This window comes from Bradyrhizobium yuanmingense, from assembly GCF_029167105.1.
Classification (GTDB): Bacteria; Pseudomonadota; Alphaproteobacteria; order Rhizobiales; family Xanthobacteraceae; genus Bradyrhizobium; species Bradyrhizobium yuanmingense_A.
This window is the reverse complement of the sequence record NZ_JARFML010000015.1, coordinates 92,520-113,446: the sequence shown is the minus strand read 5'-3', so window position 1 is coordinate 113,446 and position 20,927 is coordinate 92,520. Positions and strand designations below refer to the sequence as shown.

Below are 20,927 nucleotides of genomic sequence, written 5' to 3'. Positions count from 1 at the left end.
GGGAAAGTTCCGATGTCCGTTCAAATGGTCCTGCTGCCGGTCTTCGTGCAGGTCGCTCTCACCTTCGCGCTGCTGATCGGCATGGTCCTGGCGCGCCGCAAGACCCTGGTCTCGGGCGAGACCAAGATCCGCGACATTGCGCTCGGCGAGCCGAACTGGCCGAAGGGCGCCACACAAATCGCCAATTGCTACCGCAACCAGTTCGAGCTGCCGGTGCTGTTCTACGTCCTGATCGCGCTGGCATTGCCCTTGCGCCGGGCCGATCTCTTCATCGTGCTGATGTCCTGGGTGTTCGTGGTGACGCGCTTTGCCCATGCCGGCGTGTTCGTCTCCTCCAACGATCTCGGCCGCCGCTCCACGGTCTGGCTCGCCGGCGTGCTGGTGCTGCTCGCGATGTGGATCTACTTCGCACTGAAGCTCTTGCTGCTGATCTAGGCGCTGCGCACCACTTGAAAGAACGCGAATGACCCCTGCTGCCCGGCTGTCCGCAGCCATCGAACTGATCGACACCATCGAGAGGGACCGCGTGCCCGCGGCGAAGGCGCTGAAGGAGTGGGGCACCGCGCACCGCTTCGCCGGTTCCGGCGACCGCGCCGCCATCGCCGGCCTCGTCTGGGATGTGCTGCGCCGCTACGCCTCGAGCGCCTGGCTGATGGATTCCGATACCGCGCGGGCCCGGCTGATCGGCATGCTCCGCCTCGAGCGCAACATGGACACGGCGACCATGGGCGCCTTGTTCGACGGCAGCCGCTTTGCGCCGTCGCCGCTGACTGAGGCCGAGCAGGCTGCGCTCGCCTCGCGCTCCCTCCAGGACGCCCCGGCGGCCGTCGCCGGCGATTACCCGGAGTGGCTCGACCCGCACCTTGCAAAAGTGTTCGGGGAGGACCGCGCCGCGGAGGCGGCCGCGATGGCCAGCCGGGCGCCGCTGGACCTGCGCGTCAACACGCTAAAATCCAACCGCGACAAGGTGCTGAAGGCGATTTCTCATCTTCATGCAAAACCGACGCCCTGGTCCGCAACCGGCCTCCGCATCGAGCTTTCGGCCGATGCGCGCAACCCCGGCATCCAGGCGGAAGAGGATTTCATCAAGGGCGCAATTGAAGTGCAGGATGAGGGATCGCAGCTTGCGGCCCAGTTCACCGCGGCAAAACCCGGCGAGCAGGTGATCGATCTCTGCGCCGGCGCCGGCGGCAAGACGCTGGCGCTGGCAGCCCTGATGCAGGGCAAGGGCCGGCTGATCGCGACCGACAGCGACAAGCGCCAGCTCGCGCCGATCCACGAGCGGCTATCGCGCGCCGGCGTCCACAATACCGAAATCCGCACGCCCAAGGGCGAGGCCGATCCGCTTGCCGACATCCGCAGCACCGCCGATCTCGTCGTGATCGACGCGCCCTGCACCGGAACCGGCACCTGGCGCCGCAACCCCGATGCCAAATGGCGCATGCGGCCCGGTGCGCTGGAGATCCGTCTGCGTGACCAGGCCGAGGTGCTGGAGCGCGCAGTTCCCCTGGTCAAGCCGGGCGGCCGCATCGCCTACATCACCTGCTCGGTGCTGGCGGAGGAGAACGGCGAGCAGGTGAGGGCGTTCGTCGGCCGACATGGCGAGTTCTCGGTCGTCCCGCCTGAGCAGACCGCAAGCGTGCTCTGGGACAAGGCGGAAGCCTTTGGCGAGGCCGCGCTGCAATCCGCCGAGGGCTGGCTGCTGACGCCGCGGCGGACCGGGACGGATGGGTTTTTCGTGTCGGTGCTGATGAAGAAGCCGTAGCTCTCGTAAGGTGGATTAGCCGGCGGCTGCGTCAATGATCGACGTTGTCATTCCGCCCGAAAACAAAAGCCCCGCAGACCGATCCCGGTCGCGGGGCTTTCGAGTTCCAACGTTCTGCCGGTACGTCCGCGGTCAGAACGGTGCGAGGGCGTTAGCCGACGCGGAGATTGTCAGCCGACGACTTGCCGCTGCGGCGGTCGGCGACGATGTCGAACGAGACCTTCTGACCCTCGTTGAGGGAGGAGAGGCCAGCGCGCTCGACAGCGCTGATGTGAACGAACACGTCCTTCTGGCCGTCATCCGGCTGGATGAAACCATAACCCTTTTGGGTGTTGAACCACTTCACGGTGCCCATAGCCATGGGAATTTCCTTGTTTAGTTAGAGAGGTACGCACGCAGACCGGTACGCAGCATTGCGCCCATAGTCCCTGATGAGTCGATGTTTGGAGAATTCATCTGAAGCGTGCGCGCCCGTCAGCAACGAAGCGAAGCGGCCCAGTCGTTCGGCCAAGTATCGATGATCACAATATAGCGAGAATTTGGGGCCACTTCAAGGCACCACCCGTGGCCCGAAACGTCGCGCCACTTTGCTATTTTGCGGTGCAAATCAACCGTCGGGCGCGCCTTAGTCGACGATGAAGAGCGTGGCGCCCTTCGTCGTCGAGGACCGGTGCGCGGCGTCGCCGAAGTCCGATACCTGGTAGCTCATCCCCGCCGTGAGCTTGAATTTGCGCCCGTCGCGCAGCTCGGAGTCGAGCTCGCCCTTCAGCACGTAGAGCACGTGGCCGCGATCGCACCAATGATCGGCGAGATAGCCCGGCGAGTACTCCACCATCCGCACGCGGAGTTCGCCGATGTTGAGCGTGCGCCATGTGGCCTCGCCGCTCTCGCCGGGATGCTTGGTCGGCTCAACCTTGCTCCAGTCGGTGACAGTGAAGGGGGAGGTGGGGAGTTTCATGCGGAGTGTTCCTGTCTCGGAGCCGGCGGGCGCAGTGTTAGCGCACGCGGTTGCCCCAGTCTCCGTCATTGCGAGCGTAGCGAAGCAATCCAGAAATGTATCCGCGGAGGCAGCCGGGATTGCTTCGCAACGCTTGCAATGACGCTTGGGGCGCTCGCGGGGAATCACAGCGGTAGGAGCCGCATTCTCCCTGATCGGCACCAGATTTAAGCAATGGCACAATAAGTCAATATTACTTACCTATATCGCTTTGTCCATGCCCAAAGAAGCATGTGGGCGCTCCACCACCGCGGTTGCGGCCCGCGCTCGGCCAGCGTATTGGCTGGCCATGACAGCAGCACAGAACGACCGCTCCGCGTCGACGCCCTCGGTGGCCTCGGCGCACGACAAGATTCTCATCGTCGACTTCGGCAGCCAGGTGACGCAGCTGATCGCGCGTCGCGTGCGCGAGGACGGCGTCTATTGCGAGATCGTGCCGTTCAACAAGGCCGAACAAGCCTTCAACGAGATGAAGCCGAAGGCGGTGATCCTGTCCGGCGGCCCGGAATCGGTGCATGAGGCCGGCTCGCCCCGCGCCCCGCAATTGATCTTCGATTCCGGTGTGCCGGTGATGGGCATCTGCTACGGCCAGATGACCATGGCGGCCCAACTCGGGGGCGAGGTCGAGGGCGGCCATCACCGCGAATTCGGCCGCGCCGATGTCGAGGTGAAGGCCGAGAGCCAGCTGTTCGCGGACGTCTGGTCGTCAGGCAGCAAGAACCAGGTCTGGATGAGCCATGGCGATCGCATCACCAAAATGCCGCCCGGCTTCTCCGTCGCCGGCACCTCGCCGAACGCGCCGTTTGCGATCATCCAGGACGAGACGCGTAAATATTACGGCCTGATGTTCCACCCCGAAGTGGTGCACACGCCCGACGGCGCCAAGCTCATCCGCAATTTCGTGCGCAAGATCGCCGGCCTCACCGGCGACTGGACCATGCGCGCTTTCCGCGAGGAGGAGATCGCCAAGATCCGCGCGCAGGTCGGCAAGGGCAGGGTGATCTGCGGCCTCTCCGGCGGCGTCGATTCGGCCGTCGCGGCCGTCCTGATCCACGAGGCCATCGGCGATCAGCTCACCTGCGTGTTCGTCGATCACGGCCTGATGCGCCTCAACGAGGCCGAGCAGGTCGTCGACCTCTTCCGCCACCACTACAACATCCCGCTCGTGCACGTGGATGCCTCCAAGCAATTTCTCGGCGAGCTGGAGGGCGTCACCGATCCCGAAGCCAAGCGCAAGACCATCGGCCGCCTCTTCATCGAGGTGTTCGAGGCCGAGGCCAAGAAGATCGGCGGCGCCGACTTCCTGGCGCAGGGCACGCTCTATCCCGACGTGATCGAGAGCGTCTCCTTCACCGGCGGCCCCTCCGTCACCATCAAGTCGCACCACAATGTCGGCGGCCTGCCCGAGCGCATGAACATGAAGCTCGTCGAGCCCCTGCGCGAGCTGTTCAAGGACGAGGTGCGCAAGCTAGGTCGCGAGCTCGGCCTGCCCGAAATCTTCGTCGGCCGCCACCCGTTCCCGGGCCCGGGCCTCGCCATCCGCTGCCCCGGCGACATCACCAGGGATAAGCTCGACATCCTGCGCAAAGCCGACGCCGTCTACATCGACCAGATCAGGAAGCACGGCCTCTATGACGAGATCTGGCAAGCCTTTGCCGTGCTGCTCCCGGTGAAGACCGTCGGCGTCATGGGCGACGGCCGCACGTATGACTATGTGGTCGGCCTCCGCGCCGTCACCTCCACCGACGGCATGACTGCCGACTTTTACCAGTTCGACATGAAGTTTCTGGGCGAGACCGCGACGCGCATCATCAACGAGGTGAAGGGCGTGAACCGGGTGGTGTATGACGTGACGAGCAAGCCGCCCGGGACGATTGAGTGGGAGTAGGGGGATCGGCTGTTCGATCTCTAGCGTTTCGGAGAGGCGGCGCCGCTTAAGTCATGGGATTCGGGGTATTCATCCATCGATCGGACTCGATCTACGATGACAGCCCCGCTGAACGGTATCAATTTCCCAGTCAATACCTTCGTCGCGTTGAGGCGTGCGTTGGTGATTGGATAATCTACTACGAACCGACCAAAGTGGCCGATACGCGTGGCTACTTTGCGATTGCTCGGGTTCAGCAAGTTATTCCAGACCCCGGTACTTCAGGAATGTATCTGGCCCTGATTGAGCCCGGAAGTTATCTCGACTTCGCCAATCCGGTCCCTTTCAACGGGCCGACTGGTCTCCTAGAGCGCGGCGTCCTGAATGAGCAGGGACGTGTTTCAGGACGTGCTCAGTCTGCAGTCCGCCCAATCTCTCCCGACGACTTCAAGAGGATATGTAACGTTGGTTTGGCGGAGAATGGGCCGCTGCTGCCGCGCCGCGATGATGACGTCCGGCTGCTCGATCTTAGCGAGGAGCAGGTGTCGTTCAGCTTCGAGCAGCGGCGCGACCGCGTTCGCCTGACGGTCTCGAGAGTCTTGCGCGATCGGGTTTTCCGCCGCATCGTGCTCCGAGCCTATGATGAGCGTTGCGCCATCACCGGGCTGAAGCTCATCAACGGAATGGGACGTGCGGAAGTCGCAGCCGCTCACATACGACCAGTCGAGGCACATGGGCCAGACATCATTAGCAATGGCATCGCTCTTTCTGGTACCGCGCATTGGATGTTCGACCGCGGCCTCATTAGCCTAGGGGACGATTTGGAGATAATGATCTCGCGCCACACTAACGATCGGGACGGAGTGCGATCGATCATCAATAAGACGGGCCGCGCGCTTGCGCCGCGCCGTATATCGGATCGCCCACATCCGCATTTTCTAAGGTGGCACCGCGAGCATTGCTTCAAACAATAGCAGCCGGTCGGATGGGTCGTGCCATCCCGCTCATTCGCGCACCGGATTGAAGACCTTGATCCCGGCAAAATCCTTTTCGTTATCCGTCACCACCACACACTCATTCACAGCGGCGATCGCTGCGATAATCATGTCGAGCGCGCTGCGCGGTTTGCCCGCCGCTTTGCCTTCGGCCATCAGTCGCGCCCAGACGAGTCCCGCGTTGTCGTCGAAAAACAGGATGCGGCCCGCAAACAGCGCCTGCGGTCCTTCAGACCCGGAAAACCAATTGTCGAGGATATCGCGCTTCTTGCCGCGCGGCTTCTCCAAAATGCCGCGGCGGATTTCTGCAATGGTCAAGGAGGCGATGAACAGGTCCTCGTCGTGCTGCATCGACATCCATGACAGCAGCGATTCCGATGGTCGAGGTTTGACGACGTTGCTGATGATGTTGGTGTCGAGGAGATAGCGCGTCACAGGTTGACCTTGCGTCCCTTTTCGCGAGGCCGCGACAGCTCGAGATCGGCCCCTACGAGCGGTGAACGACGCAAGGCGGCGAGAATCCCGCCCGGCTGAGGCGGCTCGCCTGCGATCGACTTGCTAACGGCAGCGCGAAGCTCCGACGCCTCGGGCGTATCCTCCGACAGGCGTTTGGCGAACGAACGAATGAGATCGCGATCGGCATCGCGGCCGAGCACCTCGAAACGTGCCAAGCCGCGCTTGCCGAGGCGCGATCGATACTTCTGGATGGCGCGCTTCTGTGAATTTCCCATGCCGCCTCGGCTATTTCCAGTAATATAGCCGGAAATAGCTCGCTTTACAACTGCCGTGAGCCGGCGCTGCCGTCGCAATCGGCGCGCAGCACCCCAGCACAAACGCGAGATGTTCCTTGCGACATCGCATGATACGACATCCGGGTACTTGTTCCGGAGCCACCGTTCATGTCCGTCTCGACTGCCACTCAGCCCGCCACCACCACCGACCCCGAAACCCTCGGCTATATGCGCGGCTTCCCGCCGTCGCCCGATCGCACCATCACCTTCCAGGACGGCTCCTTCCGCAGCTTCCCCGAACTGCGCTGGGCCTGGAGCAACATCCGCCAACTCGTGCCGACCGTAAACGTCTGGCGCGGGGCGGGGCCGGCGTCGCCTCTGCCGCGTACGGAGCAGGACATCGGCGCGGTGGCCTCGACCACGATGGACGGGCGGCCGATGACCTTCGCAAAAATGCTGGAGGAGACCTACACCGACGGCATCGCGGTGCTGCATCGGGGCAGGCTGATCTGTGAGCGCTACTTCGGCGCGTTGAAGCCGCACAAGCCGCATATTGCGATGTCGGTGACGAAGTCGTTCACCGGCGTGCTCGCAGGGATTCTGGTCGGCGAGGGCAAGATCGATCCGCAGGCGCCCGTCACGGACTATGTGCCGGAGCTGAAGCCAAGCGCGTTCGGCGATGCGCGTGTGCACGAGGTCATGGATATGACCACGGCGCTGCTCTACACAGAGGTCTATACCGACAAGAATTCGGACGTGTGGGGCCTGCGGCGCGCCAACGGCATGGCGCCGATCCCTCCGGGCTATGACGGCCCCACCACCATCTTCGATTTCCTCATCGCGCAGAAGAAGCAGGGCGAGCACGGCAAGGCCTTTGCCTACAAGACCGTCAACACCGACGTGCTTGCGTGGATCTGTCGGCGTGCCAGCGGCCTGACGCTGTCCGACCTCCTGTCCGAGCGGATCTGGCAGCCGATGGGCGCGGAGGAGGATGCGCATTATCACGTCGACCGCGTCGGCACCGAGAGCGGCGGCGGCGGTCTCTCCACGACCTTGCGCGATCTCGCCCGCTTCGGCGAGACCATGCGCAATCACGGCCGCTTCAACGGCCGCCAGATCGTGGCGTCGCAGGTGGTCGAGGACATCGCGCGCGGCGGCGATCCCGAAAAATTCAAGCCGGCCGGCTACACCACGCTGCCGGGCGCCTCCTACCGCAATCAATGGTGGGTCACGCACAACGAGCACGGCGCCTACATGGCGCGGGGCGTCTACGGCCAGGGCATCTACATCGATCCCAAGGCCGAGATGGTGATCGCGCGCTACGCCTCGCATCCCATGGCAGGCAACGCCGCCAACGATCCCGTGACGCTGCCGGCCTACATGGCGCTGGCGAAGGCGCTGATGGCGGGCGGGTAGCTGTCAGCGGCTCAGTGGAGCCGTCACCGCTCCTGCCAATGCGGATAGGTGACGTAGGCGGTGACGGCGCCTTGCTCGTGCGAGCGGATCGTGACCGTCTCGCCCTTCGGCATATGGACGATCTCGCCGGGCCCCGCGGTCACGGTGCTGCCGTCGCTCGTGACCGACAGCTTCCCTTCGAGGACGATCATGACATCGTCGACCTTCATCGTCTCCTCGAGAATCTGGTTCGGCGCGTAGCGGCCGAAGCCGATCGTGATAGGTCCGCCGTGGCGCTGGTCGACCATGTTGGCGACGAAGATATCGCCGTCCTGTCCGGGTGAACGCTCGAGCGAGGCGTCGGCGATGGCGAATTTGCGAACTTTCATGAGTTCCTTCCGTTCTGGCGGCTTGGTGGGAAGAGGCACCGATAGACGCCGTGGCCGTTGTTTGGTTCCGCCTCGCGGGGCGGTTTGACGCAGCGGGAACGTCGCGAAATATAAGTATTGACTTATATTAGTGACGATCAATATTTGTCGGCGGATGAACGACAGGGAGAACCGAAAATGCAGATCGACGTCGCCAGGGTCTTGGGGCTTGTGACGCGCTCGGTGAGGAGCTTCGAGAGAGACGGCAAGCCGGCGAGCGCGGTGACGCTGACGCGGCTCTACGACACCGGCGTCGACGATCTCTGGGATGCCGTGACCAGCAGGGACCGCATTCAGCGCTGGTTTGCGCCGGTCGAGGGGGACCTCCGGCTCGGTGGGCGCTACCAGGTCAAGGGCAATGCGGGCGGCACCATCACGGCCTGCACGCCGCCGACCCATTTCGCCGCAACCTGGGAGTTCGGCGGCGCCACGAGCTGGATCGACGTCAGCCTGACAACCGAGCGAAGCCAGGCGCGCTTGACGCTTGAGCACACCGCGATCATCGAGGATCATTGGAATCAGTTCGGTCCGGGCGCGGTCGGCATCGGCTGGGACCTCGCGCTAGCGGGACTGGAGCGATATCTTGCGACCGGGGCATCGGTCGATCATGAAACGGCCGAGGCCTGGATGGTCTCGCCCGAGGGCAAGGAGTTCATGACGACGAGCGGCGAGCATTGGCGTGCGGCGCATGTCGCAAGCGGGGTCGATCCTGACGAGGCGAAGCAGCGCTCTGACCGCACCATCGCGTTCTACCGCGGCGAGATGCCACCCGACATCGTTCATCCCGGCACCGGAAGCTGATGCACGCCTTCGAAGTCCTCGCCGATCCCGTCCGCCGCCGCATCCTCGAGCTGCTGGCGCCCGGTGAGTTGGCATCCGGCGAGGTCGTCGAAGTCATCGGTGCCGAGTTCGGCATCACCCAGGCGGCGGTCTCGCAGCACCTCAAGGTGCTGCGTGAGAGCGGCTTTGCGCGCGTCCGGGCCGAGGCGCAAAGGCGCCTCTATTCGGTCGACGCCGCCGGGCTGCAAGCGGTCGATGCCTGGGTCGGCCAGTTCAGGATTTTCTGGGAGCCGAAGCTGGACGCGCTCGCCACCGAGATCGCGCGCGGCAAGCGAGAGCGTCGCAATGCGCCGATCACCAAGCGGGGTGGGAAGAGGGCTTGAGTGCGTGGATGAGATGCGTAGGGTGGATTAGCCGGCGGCTGCGCAAAGCGCAGTCGGCGGCGTAATCCACCACTCGCTAGGCCGTGCTCAGATTGGTGGATTACGCTTCGCTAATCCACCCTACGAGTTCCGCGACATCTTCTCATACTTCTTCACCAGTCGCTCCCGCTTCAGCCGGGACAATCGCTGAATCCAGAACATGCCGTCGAGCTGGTCGATCTCGTGCTGATGGCACACTGCGCGCAAGGCCTCCGATTCCTCGGTGTGCATGCTGCCGTCGAGATCCCGGTAGCTGATCCGGACCCGCGCGTGTCGCTGCACCTCGTCATTTACCCCCGGCATCGAGACGCTGCCTTCGCGATGCATGATCATCTCGGGGGAAGCCCATGTGATCTCCGGATTGACGTAGGTCTGCGGGCCGTTCTTGGCGTCGAGCTCCAGCACCACGACGCGCAAGGGCACGCCGATATGCGGCGCGGTGATGCCGATGCCGGGCGCGGCGCGCATCGTGTCGAGCAGATCCTGCGCGAGCTGGCGTAAGCCATCGTCGAACGCGGTGACGGGGCGGGCAGGGCTCGCGAGCCGGCGGTCGGGGTAGCGGACGATCGGCCGAATGGTCATGCAGGCTCCTACCACTCACTCACGGATCATTGAAGTATCCCCGCTTGACCACCTACCTACTGGAAGGTAGCTAGGCGTCATGAGCAACGCTTCCTCGACCGCCGACGACATTCTTGCCTGTGCGCGCTCGCTGATCATCGCCGGCGGCTACAACGGCTTCAGTTACGCCGACATCGCCGATGTCGTCGGCATCCGCAAGCCGAGCATCCACCACCATTTCGCCAGCAAGGTCGATCTGGTCCGCACCCTCGTGGCGCGCTACCGCGAGGAGGCCCAGGCGGGACTGGCGGCGCTCGAGCGCAATGTGGCCGACCCCGCCGAGCAGCTCAAAAGCTACATCGCCTATTGGGAGGCGTGCATCAAGGATGCGACGGCTCCCTTCTGCGTCTGCGCGCTCCTTGCCAGCGAGCTTCCGATCCTGCCCGAGGAGGTGGCGCTCGAAGTCCGCGCGCACTTCCGCTCCGTGTCGTCGTGGCTGGCTTCGGTGATGGAGCGCGGCAGGCGGCAAGGCCGGCTCCATCTCTCCGGCACGGCGCGGACCGAGGCGGAGGGATTCCTGGCGACCGTTCACGGCGCGATGCTGTCGGCGCGCGCTTATGGCGATCCAAAAATCTTCGGGACCATCACCCGGCCGCTGCTGGACCGGCTTTCCACCAGGCACTGACGAGATCGGCACAGACCCCGGCAGGGCGGTGCTTCGGCGTCACATGGAAACTACCAACTAGTAGGTAAGGAACAGACAATGAGAAACAACGAGATGGCCTTGGGCGCGGACCAGGCGCAATGGCTAAAACAGTACTACTTCGTGCGTGCCGCGTTTTCCGTCGCTTGGGTCATTGCGGCCTTCGCGATTGCGCCGTCGTCGTCGGCGATCGCAGCGACGTTGCTCGTTGCCTATCCGGCCTGGGACGCTGCCGCCAATTATCTCGACGCGCTCAGGAGTGGCGGCTTGAACCAGAACCGCACGCAGGGCCTGAACGTACTGGTCAGCCTCGCCACCACCATTGCGGTCATCCTGGCCTTGCAGGTCAGCATGAACTGGGTGCTCGGAATCTTCGGAGCCTGGGCGATCCTGTCCGGACTGCTCCAGCTCGGCACGGCCGTGCGGCGTTGGAAGCGTTTCGGCGCGCAATGGGCCATGGTGCTCAGCGGTGGCCAATCGGCCTTGGCGGGCGGCTTCTTCATCTTCCAGGCCGCGACGCCTGCGGTGCCGTCGATTGCGAATGTCGCGGGCTATGCTGCCGTCGGCGCGATCTACTTCCTGGTCTCGGCGGTCTGGCTCACCGTCGGCACCTGGCGCCGCAGCGCGGCCCTGTGAGCCGCGACGTCACTTACGGATAGGGCGTGCCGTCCTTGTGCAGGAAGCGGCCGTCCGATGCGGGGCTCATCATGTCGATGTCGGAGCAGGTGATGAGGTCGGCTGGCGAGCGCGAGCCGACTTCGAGATAGACCGCCGTCACGCGCGACCTGTTGATCACGTGATGGCCGTTGCCGCTCGCCTTGGGGAAGGCTGCGCAATCGCCCGCGCGCAGCACGGTTTCGCCGCCGTCTTCGATCAGCGTCACCTCGCCTTCGAGAATGTAGACGAACTCGTCCTCGTGCGAATGCCAGTGCCGCTGGCTCGACCCTCCTGGTAGGTAAGTCATTGATCCCGCTAGCGCCGGCTACTGTGCATGGGGTTGTTTTTCGAGTTCTGCTGGCAGGTCACGAAAGCGTGCGGCAAAAATGACGTCGGTCTGTCGGCCGGCGCAGTTCCCATTCGTCTTCCACGCGAGACAGACCTGACGGGAGACTGAAATGACTTCGTCCAACTATCGCTGGGTGATCGTCGCCGCCGGCGGCGTGCTTGGCTGCGTCGCGATCGGCGGCATGTTTTCGCTGCCGGTGTTCCTGCAGCCGATCACCAAGGACACCGGCTGGTCGGTGACCGGCATCTCCAGCGCGATGACGATCGGCTTTCTGGCGATGGCCTTCACCAGCATGGCCTGGGGCACGCTGACGGACCGGTTCGGGCCGCTGCCGGTGGTGTTGACCGGATCGATCGTGCTCACGCTCAGCCTGTTCGCGGCGAGCCACGCCACCTCGCTTCTGGTGTTCCAGATCGTGTTCGGCCTGTTGGTCGGCGCGGCCTGCGCGGCGATCTTCGCGCCGATGATGGCGACCGTCACCGGCTGGTTCGACACCAATCGCGGCCTTGCGGTGTCGCTGGTCTCGGCCGGCATGGGCATGGCGCCGATGACGATGTCTCCGCTGGCGGCCTGGCTCGTCTCCGGCCACGACTGGCGCACCTCGATGCAGATCATCGCACTCGTGGTCGGCGCCATCATGATCCCGGTCTCGTTCCTGGTGCGCCGTCCGCCGGCGCTCGCGCAAGGTCCGGCCGCGCCCGCCGGCGGAGACGCCGGACAAAACGAGATGTCGATGGGCGAGGCGCTGCGCTCGCCGCAATTCCTGATCCTGCTCGCCACCAACTTCTTCTGCTGCGCGACGCATTCCGGCCCAATCATTCACACTGTCAGCTATGCGGTGAGCTGCGGCATCCCGCTGGTCGCGGCGGTGACGATCTACAGCATCGAGGGGTTTGCCGGCCTCGGCGGGCGCATCGCCTTCGGCCTGATGGGCGACCGCTTCGGCGCCAAGCGCGTGCTGGTCTCGGGACTGCTGCTGCAGGCCTTCGGCGCGCTCGCCTATGTCTTCGCGCAACAGTTGACGACGTTCTATGCGGTCGGCGCGATCTTCGGCTTCATCTATGCCGGCACCATGCCGCTCTACGCCGTTCTGATCCGCGAGAACTTCCCGCTCAAGATGATGGGCACGGTGATCGGCGGCACGGCGATGGCCGGCAGCCTCGGCATGGCGACCGGCCCGCTCGCCGGCGGCCTGATCTACGACGCCTTCTCCAGCTATGCCTGGCTCTACATTGCATCCTGGGCGATGGGCCTCGGTGCCTTCCTGATGGCGATGACGTTCCGGCCTTTTGCGAAGCCGCAAGGAGAGGTGGCGCCGGCGGCGGCGTGAATTCGAGATCGAGGCGCGGCGTCAAAGCTGCGCCTCGATCGCGACCTTGTCGATCACCGACCAGACCTGCCGGATCTTGCCGTCTTGAAATTCGTAGAATGCGTTTTCGCAGAAGGACACGCGCCGCCCGTTGACGGCAAGACCGAGGAATGTCCCGGCTGGCGTGCAGTCAAACTTCAACCGGGCGGCGATGCGGGGAGGATCGCAGATCAGCATCTCGATCTGGAACTGCAGATCGGGGATCTCCCGAACATCCTGTTCCAGCATCGCGCGATAGCCCTCAAGCCCGAGCGGCCGCGCGTTGTGGGCGGCATCATCATGCACGAATTGTCCGAGCGCCGGCCAATCCCGCCCATTCAGGCAGGTGATGTAGGCGCGGTAGATGTCGGCGAGGTCGTCTCTTGTCATATCGAAGCTCCCACGGCTTCGACCTAACGCGCGAGCATCGCGAACCGGTCCGGCATCAGAGCCGCTTTTCGAAAAAGAGGTCCGGATAGGGATCGTCGTTGAAGCGCGGGATCTCGCGCCAGCCCGTGCTGCGATAAAGCCGACCGGCTTCAGGCAGTGCGCTGTTGGTGTCGAGCCGCAACAGGGCGATACCCAGCTCGCGCGCGGCGCTCTCGGCGCCATCCATCAGGCGTCGGCCGAGCTGCAACCCGCGCGCGGCGGGAGCGACCCACAGCCGCTTGATCTCGGCATAGCCGTGATCGGTACCCTTCAAGCCGACGCAGCCGATCGGCAGCGTGTCCGACATCGCAACGAGGAATGTGCCGCGGGGGCGGCGCATGTCCTTGGCGTCGGGGCCGCGCGACAGCGAGACGTCGAAGCCCTGGCTGAAGCGGCGGCCGAGCTCGGCATAGTACTCGCCGAGGCAGTAGCGCGCTTGTTCGCAGCGCGGATCCATCTCCTCCAGCGTGACGCGCTCGCGTGTCAGCGCGGAGGCGATCAGGTCCATCGCAGCCAGCAACGCCTCGCGTTGCGAATGTTGCGCGAGGAGGCCTTCGGCCTGCGCGTTGGACAGCGCCTCGTAGGCTGTGAACTCGCGCCGGCCCGCCCGTGTGAGCGTTGCCATGCGCCGACGCGCATCGTCCTCGCGTGCGGTGGTCTCGATCAGCCCTTCGTCCTCGAGACTGCGGAGCAGCCGGCTCATCAGCCCGGAATCGAGACCGAGATAGTCCCGGATCTCCGCCACGTCCGAGCGCCCGTGCCCGATCGCATTGAGCACGCGCGCCGCCCCGAGCGGCCGGCCGCGACCAAGGAACGAGCTATCGAGTGCTCCGACCGCAGAGGTGACGGCGCGGTTGAAGCGGCGGACGCGGGAGGCGGGATCGAGCATGATGTCTGACTTTAGTCAGGTATCGCGGCTTGTCAATCGAGCGAGAGCTGATCGAGTTGCAGTTGCGCGCCTCTTTGTGAGTTGTTCCCGTGTCGCGAGCCGTTACCATGCGGCCGCTCGGGGAGTCTGGGTTCACAACGAGCGGAGGCGGCATTGGGCGGGATGGAACGCAAAGCGAAGGGATCGGACCTGTTCGTCGCGGCGCTGGAGAATGAAGGTGTCGACCGCATCTTCGGCATTCCCGGCGAAGAGAATCTCGATCTTGTCGAATCGCTGCGCGCTTCCAGGATCGAGCTGGTCCTGACCCGTCACGAGCAGGCCGCCGCCTTCATGGCCGCCACGCATGGGCGGCTGACGGGCAAGCCCGGTGTTTGCCTGTCGACGCTCGGCCCCGGTGCTCTCAACCTGTCGACGGGCGCCGCCTATGCGCATCTCGGTGCTATGCCGATGATCCTGATCACCGGCCAGAAGCCGATCATGAGCAGCCGGCAGGCCCGCTTCCAGATCGTGGACGTGGTCGCGACCATGAAGCCGCTGACGAAGCTGTCGCGACAGATCGTCAGCGCCTCCAGCATTCCGACCGTGGTGCGCGACGCCTTTCGCGTCGCGATGGAGGAGCGGCCCGGGCCGGTGCATCTCGAGCTGCCCGAAGACGTTGCCGGCGACGAGGTGCCTGATGTCCCGGTGATCCCCGTTCACCCGATCGAAATCCCGATTGCTCATCGCGCCGCGCTCGACCGCGCCGCCGAGATGATCATGGCCGCAAGGCGTCCGCTGGTGATGATGGGCGCGGCGACCAGCCGGCCGCGGTCGACACACGGCATCGCAAGCTTCGTGCGGCGGACCGGCATTCCGTTCTTCACGACGCAGATGGGCAAGGGCACCGTGCCCGGTGGCACCAATCTCTATATGGGCACTGCCGCCTTGTCCGAGCGCGACTATGTGCACGACGCCATTGACGCTGCCGACCTGATCGTTGCGATCGGCCACGACCCCATCGAGAAACCGCCTTTCATCATGGGGCCCTCAGGGCCAAAGGTCATTCACGTCAGCTACACGCCGGCAAGCGTCGAACAGGTTTATTTCCCCGACGCCGAGGTCGTAGGCGACGTCGGCCCGAGCCTGGAGCTGCTGGCGGATCGGCTCGAAAGCAAGTTGCCGCAGGCCGCGGCATTGCTGCCGCTGCGCGAACAGATCCTCAAGCACATCGCCGACCGCGCGAGCGAGGCACGCTGGCCGCCGACGCCGCAACGCATCGTGCACGACATCCGCCAGGTCATGCCGGAGAACGGCATCGTCGCGCTCGACAACGGCATGTACAAGATCTGGTTTGCGCGCAACTACCGCACCCGCCTCGCCAACACGCTGCTGCTTGACAACGCGCTGGCGACCATGGGCGCCGGCCTGCCGTCGGCGATGATGGCGGCGATGCTCTATCCCGACCGCCGCGTGCTTGCGGTTGCCGGCGACGGTGGCTTCATGATGAACAGCCAGGAGATGGAGACGGCGGTCCGCCTCAAGCTCAACCTGGTCGTGCTGGTTCTGGAGGACAACGCCTACGGCATGATCCGCTGGAAGCAAGCCGTCGACCACTTTGCCGATTACGGCATGACGTTTGGCAATCCGGATTTTGCGCTGTACGCCAAGGCTTATGGCGCCAACGGTCATCGCATCGAGAGCATCGACAGTTTTGCTCCGACGCTCGACGCCGCCTTCAAGGAAGGCGGCGTGCATCTGATCTCGATCCCGATCGACTATTCCGAGAACGTGCGCGTACTAGTCGACGAGCTCCGGGCGCATGAGAAGGCGAAGGGGTGAGTTTGTTCGACGCTCTCATCGTTCGTCATTGCGAGGAGCCCTTGCGACGAAGCAATCCAGACTGTCTCCGCGGAAAGATCCTGGATTGCTTCGCTGCGCTCGCAATGACGGAGCCTGTGGCGGACGCCTCGTTCCAATTGACAACCGCACTTGTGTCGCGCTCTCCGATCGCCGACACTCCGAACCGCTCGATCAACTTACAGGAATGAAAATATGACCCGCGTTCGTTGTGTCACCGAGATGGGCATGGGCGTCGACGTCCACGGCCGGGACGCTACCAAGGCGGCCAAGCGCGCGGTCTCAGATGCCATCAGGCATTCCAGCCTCGGCTTCTTCCGGATGATCGGTAAGACCGCGAACGACATGTTCGTCGACGTCACGATCGGCGTGCCCAACCCCGAAGCGGTGGACAAGGAAGCCGTCGCCAAGGAGCTGCCTTACGGCACCGTGACCGTCACCGCGGTCAAGGGCGGGCTGGAGATCCCATCGGCCACGGAAGTGGCCAACGATCCCATCCTCATCGCCAATGCCGCCGTCATCGTCAGCTTCGACAAGGATTAGGCCGATGTCCGCGAGCGATGAGGCGCTGCTGGATCGTCCGATCTGGAGCGCGTTGACGACGAGCCAGAAGCATCTCGCCGAGGGCGGCCCGCGGGCTCTGCGCTATCCCGTGGACATGACGCCGTTTGCCGACATGGCCGACATGTCCGCGGCAAGTTTTGCGGCGCTCGGCGATCTCATGTCGGGATCGCAAGTCGCGGTGCTGTTCACGCCCGAGCCGGTCGAAATTCCCGCCGGCTTCAAGGTGCTGCTCGCGGAGCCCGGCGAGCAGTTGATCGGCTCGCCCGCCGACACGTCGCTGCGCGATGCCGAGATCGTCCGCCTGGGCGCGACTGACGTTCCTGCCATGATGGCGCTGACCGAGCTGACCAAGCCCGGGCCGTTCGCGGCGCGGACGCACGAGCTCGGCACCTTCCTCGGCATCCGTGCCCGCGGCGAGCTGGTCGCCATGGCCGGCGAGCGGATGAAGCCGGGCAATTTCACCGAGATGACGGCAGTCTGCGTACATCCCGATCATCGCGGTCGCGGCTATGCTCAGGCGTTGCTCGCCGCCATCGCGCGGCAGATCGAGGCGCGCGGGGAGGTTCCGTTCCTGCACGTGTTCTCAAGCAATACGTCTGCCATCGCGCTGTACCAGCGGCAGGGCATGCGGATTCGGCGCCGGCTGCAGGTCACCGTGCTGACGAAGCAGGGATGAGCTGCACCGTGGGCTTCATATCCCGAGAAATCGCGCTATATCGATTCCAACCACAATTGGGGGGAGCACATGGACGCCAGAACGCCTGATTTTTCCGCCGTACGGACGGCGATGCAGCGCTACGTCGATCAGGAGATCATTCCCGGCGTATCCTGGGCCGTGCTGCGCGGCCGCGAGGTGGTCGATCAGCAATGCGTCGGCTTTGCCGACCGCGAGGCCAACACTGCGCTGCGGCCCGACCACATCTTCCGCGCGTTCTCCAACACCAAGATCTTCGTCACCTGCGCGATCATGCTGCTGGTTGAGCAAGGCCGCATCGGCCTCGATGACGCAGTCGAAAAATTCCTGCCGCAGCTCGGCAATCGCAAGGTGCTGAAGCAGGGCGCTTCGAGCCTTGCCGATGTCGAGCCGGCGAAGAGCCCGATCACGATCCGCCAGCTGCTGACCCACACCTCCGGCCTCAGCTACGGCATCTTCGATCCCGGCACGGTGCTGTTCAAGGGTTACAACGAGGCGCGCGTGCTCAATCCGCTGACGCCGCTCAGCGACATGATCGACAAGCTCGCCGACCTGCCGCTGTCCTATCACCCTGGCACGGCCTGGGAATATTCCGTGGCGACCGACGTGCTCGGCCGTGTGGTCGAGGTCGTCTCGGGCCAGCCGCTCGATGCCTTCCTGAACGCGAGCATCTTCGATTCCCTCGGGATGACCGACACCGGCTTCCATGTCCCCGAGGCCCAGCAGGGCAGGCTGGTCGCGCTCTACAACGGCGCCGACGTGCTCGACCCCATGAAGCCCGGCCTCACGCGGGCCGACCATCTGCCTTACCCGCAAGCCTATCGGCGGCCGCTGCCGCGGCTCTCGGGCGGCGGCGGTCTGGTTTCGACCTTGCCGGACATGCTCGCACTGCTGCGTGCGCTGCTGCCCGGGTCAGATGCGCTGCTGAAGCCGGAGACGCTGCGGCAGATGATGACGAACCAGCTGCCCGCAGGCCAGACCATCCGATTCGCCAATCTCGGGCCGATTCCCGGCAAGGGCTTTGGCCTCGGCGGCGCCGTCACCTTCGCGCCGACACCGTTCGATCCGCCGAACTCGACCGGCGAATTCCAATGGGGCGGCCTGGCTGGGACCCATTGGTGGATCTGTCCGGAAGCCAATACGGCGGGCGTCCTGATGGCCCAGCGCTATATGGGCTTCTGGAATCCGTTCTTCTTCGAGTTCAAGCGCCTAGGCTATCAGGCGGTCGGAGCCTGATCGCAAAAAATCTTCCGTCAGCGCGAATCCTTCCTGGCCGTCGCGTCCTCTTGTTGGTCGAGGCAATCGGTCTCGGCCCATATCGGAGGATGTGATGGGATTCTATAGGAAGAACATCGGCGGACTGCATCAGGTGGTGCGGGTCGTCCTGGGGATTGCGGTCGCGGCTGCGGCGTTCGTCTATCTTGTCGGCGCGACGGCATGGCTGGTCGCGCTCGGTGGCGCCGGTTTCGCACTGACCGGTCTCGTCGGTTATTGCCCGATGTGCGCGATGGCGGGCATCGGCAAGGGAGGGGCGTCGTGAGCGCGGCGGCGATCTCGCCAATTCTTTTCGAGGCCGCGCGGCTCGGCGATGCCGAGGCGATTGCGCGTCTGCTCGAGACGACACAGCCGGATATCCGCCGCTATGCGCGCGCGACCTGCCGCAGCTCTGCGGACGCCGAGGATGCGACGCAGGAGGCCCTATGGATCCTGTTCCGCCACGTCGGCACGATCCGTTCGCTGCTGGCATTGTCGGCTTGGTTGTTCAGCGTGGTCCGGCGCGAATGCCTGCGGCTCGCGCGCCGGGCCGGCCTTGTGCCGGCTGTCGATGGCGGCGAGGCGGAGGCCGCGCTGCTGTTGCGCCCCGAGGCCGATCTGCGGCTCGACGTCGCCGCGGCGTTCGAGGCCCTGCCGCCGCACTATCGCGATGTCGCGCTGATGCGCGACGTCAAGGAGATGACGATCCATGAGATTGCCGCCGCGCTCGGCGCGAGCAGGCAGACCGTCAAGGCGCGGCTGCATCGCGCCCGCGCCTTGATGCGCGAATATCTGACGAGATGAGAGACGATCGGATTCAAAGGAAAAGAATGGAGTGGCGTGGGCGGGAGACATCGCCTCCCGCCCACGCCTTCGCTTTAGTCCTTCCACGGATCGAACTCGCCTTCGCCGGCCATGGCGACGGCGAACGGCCGTAGCGTGTGCAGCACCCGCACGGTGCCGGCATGCTGTGCCAGCACGTCCGGCAGGCGGCGATAGGCCATCGGGCTCTCGTCGAGGTCGGCACCGATCAAGGTGACGCCGCGCTCGTTCAGCCAGCTGTCCATCTCCTCGCGCGAGAAGCGCCGCTTCGCCTCACGCCGTCCGAACAGGCGGCCGGCGCCGTGCACGGTCGAGTAGAGCGAGGCCTTGGCTTCCGGGCTGTCGACGCCTTCGAGAATGACGGCGTCGTCGCCCATCGAGCCGCCGACGAACCCCTTCTGGCCGGGAAACGCCGGCGTCGCGCCCTTGCGCACCACCCACAAATCCTTGCCGTCGTGGGTCTCACGCCAGGCATAATTGTGGTGGTTGTGCACGCTCTCGGTCACGCTGCCGCCGATGATCCGGCGGACGCGCTCGACCACCCACTCGCGGCCAGCATAGGCGTAACGCCCGGCGAGCTGCATCGCAGCGATGTAGCGGCGGCCGAGCTCGCTGTCCTCGTCGACCACGGCGGGCGGGACGTTCATGCCGTCCTTGCCGCCGGCGGCCTTGAGGTAGCGCGTCGCGGAGGTGTGTCCCAGGCCGCGGCTTCCGAAGTGGACGCCGATCCAGACGAAGCCTTCCTCGTCGCGCATGAGGTCGACATAGTGGTTGCCCGATCCGACCGTGCCGAGCTGCTTCACCGCCTTCTGACGGTAGTCCTCCATGTCGCTTTCGCGCCAGGCGTCGCCGTCGTCGAACAGGTCGTGCTCGGCCCGTTCCGCGTTGGCACGGCCGACGCCGAACGAGATCACCTTGGCGACGTCGCGGATGATCGTGGGAGCGATTCCCGCGATGTCGTCGAAGCGCGTGTCGAGCCGAGCCGCCATGTTGCCGCAGCCGATGTCGAAGCCGACGCCGGAGATGCTGATCTGCTTCTCATAGGCGATGACCCCGCCGACCGGCTGCGCATAGCCGAGATGGCCGTCGGCGCAGATCACGCCGGAGACGACGTTGCCGATGGCCATGCAGTTGCGCATCTGCGCGATCGTGGCGTCCTCGTGCGGGCCGAACACCTTCAGCGGCGCATTCTGGAAACGGGCGTCCTGCGTCCGGAATTCGGCGATCGAGCTCGCGGTCGCATTGGCCTCGCGGGCAAGATGCTCCTTGCGCGCGGCGTCCTTGTACAGGCACCAAGCCGGCTGGCCGCGTCCTTCGCCGACGCGCGAGTCGGGATCGACACCGGCGGCGAGGCAGAGCTCGCGGGCGCGTTCCATGTAGGGATCGGGTCGTCGCATTGTCGCAGGTCCTTGCCATTTCCGCGCGCACCATAACGGGGCGG

At 64.8% G+C, this 20,927-nt stretch carries 25 protein-coding genes and 1 pseudogene; 16 read left to right on the top strand and 10 right to left on the bottom strand.

The genetic code is table 11. The annotated features are described in order from the left end of the window. The first annotated feature begins 12 nt into the window (after positions 1 to 12). Positions 13 to 435 carry an MAPEG family protein gene (locus P0R31_RS20960; RefSeq protein WP_036000992.1) on the top strand — a complete coding sequence of 141 codons (423 nt, stop codon included), beginning with the start codon at positions 13 to 15 and terminating at the stop codon, positions 433 to 435. 28 nt (positions 436 to 463) lie between these two features. Beyond that, positions 464 to 1,765, top strand: a complete 1,302-nt coding sequence (locus tag P0R31_RS20955; protein WP_275515983.1) for an RsmB/NOP family class I SAM-dependent RNA methyltransferase — start codon at positions 464 to 466, stop codon at positions 1,763 to 1,765. A gap of 151 nt (positions 1,766 to 1,916) precedes the next feature. Here P0R31_RS20955 and P0R31_RS20950 read toward each other — a convergent pair whose 3' ends face one another. Together P0R31_RS20950 and P0R31_RS20945 are read right to left on the bottom strand one after the other, a co-directional pair. After that, positions 1,917 to 2,126, bottom strand: coding sequence for a cold-shock protein (locus P0R31_RS20950; protein WP_008141931.1), 210 nt, complete (start codon positions 2,124 to 2,126; stop codon positions 1,917 to 1,919). 264 nt (positions 2,127 to 2,390) lie between these two features. Continuing rightward, the gene (locus tag P0R31_RS20945; RefSeq protein ID WP_275515980.1) at positions 2,391 to 2,723 is read right to left on the bottom strand and encodes a DHCW motif cupin fold protein; all 333 of its coding nucleotides are present in this window, start codon (positions 2,721 to 2,723) and stop codon (positions 2,391 to 2,393) included. A 328-nt stretch (positions 2,724 to 3,051) separates the two neighbouring features. Between P0R31_RS20945 and guaA the strand changes: the two genes are divergently transcribed. Continuing rightward, the gene (gene guaA, locus P0R31_RS20940) at positions 3,052 to 4,650 is read left to right on the top strand and encodes a glutamine-hydrolyzing GMP synthase (RefSeq protein ID WP_275515978.1); all 1,599 of its coding nucleotides are present in this window, start codon (positions 3,052 to 3,054) and stop codon (positions 4,648 to 4,650) included. Between the two features lie 53 nt (positions 4,651 to 4,703). After that, positions 4,704 to 5,603 (top strand): HNH endonuclease, encoded by a 900-nt coding sequence (locus tag P0R31_RS20935; protein WP_275515977.1) that lies wholly within the window; start codon positions 4,704 to 4,706, stop codon positions 5,601 to 5,603. 30 nt (positions 5,604 to 5,633) lie between these two features. Here the strand turns inward: P0R31_RS20935 and P0R31_RS20930 are convergent, their stop codons facing one another. Continuing rightward, a complete protein-coding gene (locus P0R31_RS20930; protein WP_275515976.1) occupies positions 5,634 to 6,059 on the bottom strand; it encodes a type II toxin-antitoxin system VapC family toxin in 426 nt (141 codons plus the stop codon). Continuing rightward, entirely contained in the window at positions 6,056 to 6,355 is a 300-nt protein-coding gene (locus P0R31_RS20925; RefSeq protein ID WP_275515974.1) for a hypothetical protein, read from the bottom strand. Before P0R31_RS20925 ends, P0R31_RS20930 begins: the two co-directional genes overlap by 4 nt. Before the next feature lie 168 nt (positions 6,356 to 6,523). Here P0R31_RS20925 and P0R31_RS20920 point away from each other — a divergent pair, with 168 nt between their 5' ends. Further along, the gene (locus P0R31_RS20920; RefSeq protein ID WP_275515972.1) at positions 6,524 to 7,771 is read left to right on the top strand and encodes a serine hydrolase domain-containing protein; all 1,248 of its coding nucleotides are present in this window, start codon (positions 6,524 to 6,526) and stop codon (positions 7,769 to 7,771) included. Between the two features lie 23 nt (positions 7,772 to 7,794). Here P0R31_RS20920 and P0R31_RS20915 read toward each other — a convergent pair whose 3' ends face one another. Then, positions 7,795 to 8,139, bottom strand: a complete 345-nt coding sequence (locus tag P0R31_RS20915; protein ID WP_275515970.1) for a cupin domain-containing protein — start codon at positions 8,137 to 8,139, stop codon at positions 7,795 to 7,797. Positions 8,140 to 8,316: 177 nt separating this feature from the next. On the opposite strand from P0R31_RS20915, the gene P0R31_RS20910 reads away from it, so the two are divergent. Then, a complete protein-coding gene (locus P0R31_RS20910; RefSeq protein WP_275515969.1) occupies positions 8,317 to 8,979 on the top strand; it encodes an SRPBCC family protein in 663 nt (220 codons plus the stop codon). Continuing rightward, positions 8,979 to 9,341 (top strand): ArsR/SmtB family transcription factor, encoded by a 363-nt coding sequence (locus tag P0R31_RS20905; protein WP_275515967.1) that lies wholly within the window; start codon positions 8,979 to 8,981, stop codon positions 9,339 to 9,341. The genes P0R31_RS20910 and P0R31_RS20905 overlap by 1 nt, the downstream gene beginning before the upstream one ends. A 120-nt stretch (positions 9,342 to 9,461) precedes the next feature. Here the strand turns inward: P0R31_RS20905 and P0R31_RS20900 are convergent, their stop codons facing one another. Further along, on the bottom strand, positions 9,462 to 9,962 hold the full coding sequence (locus tag P0R31_RS20900; protein WP_275515966.1) for a peptide deformylase: 501 nt from the start codon (positions 9,960 to 9,962) through the stop codon (positions 9,462 to 9,464). Between the two features lie 79 nt (positions 9,963 to 10,041). On the opposite strand from P0R31_RS20900, the gene P0R31_RS20895 reads away from it, so the two are divergent. Both P0R31_RS20895 and P0R31_RS20890 read left to right on the top strand, forming a co-directional pair. After that, the gene (locus P0R31_RS20895) at positions 10,042 to 10,626 is read left to right on the top strand and encodes a TetR/AcrR family transcriptional regulator (RefSeq protein ID WP_275515965.1); all 585 of its coding nucleotides are present in this window, start codon (positions 10,042 to 10,044) and stop codon (positions 10,624 to 10,626) included. A 78-nt stretch (positions 10,627 to 10,704) separates the two neighbouring features. Then, a complete protein-coding gene (locus P0R31_RS20890; protein ID WP_275515962.1) occupies positions 10,705 to 11,280 on the top strand; it encodes a DUF308 domain-containing protein in 576 nt (191 codons plus the stop codon). A 13-nt stretch (positions 11,281 to 11,293) separates the two neighbouring features. Here P0R31_RS20890 and P0R31_RS20885 read toward each other — a convergent pair. Continuing rightward, positions 11,294 to 11,599, bottom strand: a pseudogene (locus P0R31_RS20885) (cupin domain-containing protein); the annotation flags it as partial. Positions 11,600 to 11,759: 160 nt separating this feature from the next. Here P0R31_RS20885 and P0R31_RS20880 point away from each other — a divergent pair. Beyond that, complete coding sequence (locus P0R31_RS20880) at positions 11,760 to 12,980, top strand: MFS transporter (protein ID WP_275515961.1); 1,221 nt, start codon at positions 11,760 to 11,762, stop codon at positions 12,978 to 12,980. 21 nt (positions 12,981 to 13,001) lie between these two features. Here P0R31_RS20880 and P0R31_RS20875 read toward each other — a convergent pair whose 3' ends face one another. Both P0R31_RS20875 and P0R31_RS20870 read right to left on the bottom strand, forming a co-directional pair. Then, the gene (locus P0R31_RS20875) at positions 13,002 to 13,388 is read right to left on the bottom strand and encodes an ester cyclase (protein ID WP_275515960.1); all 387 of its coding nucleotides are present in this window, start codon (positions 13,386 to 13,388) and stop codon (positions 13,002 to 13,004) included. A 55-nt stretch (positions 13,389 to 13,443) separates the two neighbouring features. Beyond that, entirely contained in the window at positions 13,444 to 14,316 is an 873-nt protein-coding gene (locus tag P0R31_RS20870; RefSeq protein ID WP_275515959.1) for a bifunctional helix-turn-helix transcriptional regulator/GNAT family N-acetyltransferase, read from the bottom strand. Between the two features lie 162 nt (positions 14,317 to 14,478). On the opposite strand from P0R31_RS20870, the gene P0R31_RS20865 reads away from it, so the two are divergent. The 6 genes from P0R31_RS20865 to P0R31_RS20840 all read left to right on the top strand — a co-directional run bounded on the left by P0R31_RS20865 (position 14,479) and on the right by P0R31_RS20840 (position 19,468). Continuing rightward, positions 14,479 to 16,134 (top strand): acetolactate synthase large subunit, encoded by a 1,656-nt coding sequence (locus tag P0R31_RS20865; protein WP_275515958.1) that lies wholly within the window; start codon positions 14,479 to 14,481, stop codon positions 16,132 to 16,134. 213 nt (positions 16,135 to 16,347) lie between these two features. Next, positions 16,348 to 16,695 (top strand): Lin0512 family protein, encoded by a 348-nt coding sequence (locus P0R31_RS20860; protein ID WP_018646107.1) that lies wholly within the window; start codon positions 16,348 to 16,350, stop codon positions 16,693 to 16,695. Positions 16,696 to 16,699: 4 nt separating this feature from the next. Further along, on the top strand, positions 16,700 to 17,392 hold the full coding sequence (locus P0R31_RS20855; protein ID WP_275515956.1) for a GNAT family N-acetyltransferase: 693 nt from the start codon (positions 16,700 to 16,702) through the stop codon (positions 17,390 to 17,392). A gap of 69 nt (positions 17,393 to 17,461) precedes the next feature. After that, on the top strand, positions 17,462 to 18,646 hold the full coding sequence (locus P0R31_RS20850; protein WP_275515954.1) for a serine hydrolase domain-containing protein: 1,185 nt from the start codon (positions 17,462 to 17,464) through the stop codon (positions 18,644 to 18,646). 94 nt (positions 18,647 to 18,740) lie between these two features. Further along, the gene (locus P0R31_RS20845) at positions 18,741 to 18,950 is read left to right on the top strand and encodes a YgaP family membrane protein (protein ID WP_275515953.1); all 210 of its coding nucleotides are present in this window, start codon (positions 18,741 to 18,743) and stop codon (positions 18,948 to 18,950) included. Continuing rightward, positions 18,947 to 19,468 carry an RNA polymerase sigma factor gene (locus tag P0R31_RS20840; RefSeq protein WP_275515951.1) on the top strand — a complete coding sequence of 174 codons (522 nt, stop codon included), beginning with the start codon at positions 18,947 to 18,949 and terminating at the stop codon, positions 19,466 to 19,468. The genes P0R31_RS20845 and P0R31_RS20840 overlap by 4 nt, the downstream gene beginning before the upstream one ends. A gap of 74 nt (positions 19,469 to 19,542) precedes the next feature. Here P0R31_RS20840 and P0R31_RS20835 read toward each other — a convergent pair whose 3' ends face one another. Continuing rightward, complete coding sequence (locus P0R31_RS20835) at positions 19,543 to 20,883, bottom strand: RtcB family protein (RefSeq protein ID WP_275515949.1); 1,341 nt, start codon at positions 20,881 to 20,883, stop codon at positions 19,543 to 19,545. Positions 20,884 to 20,927: the final 44 nt, after the last annotated feature.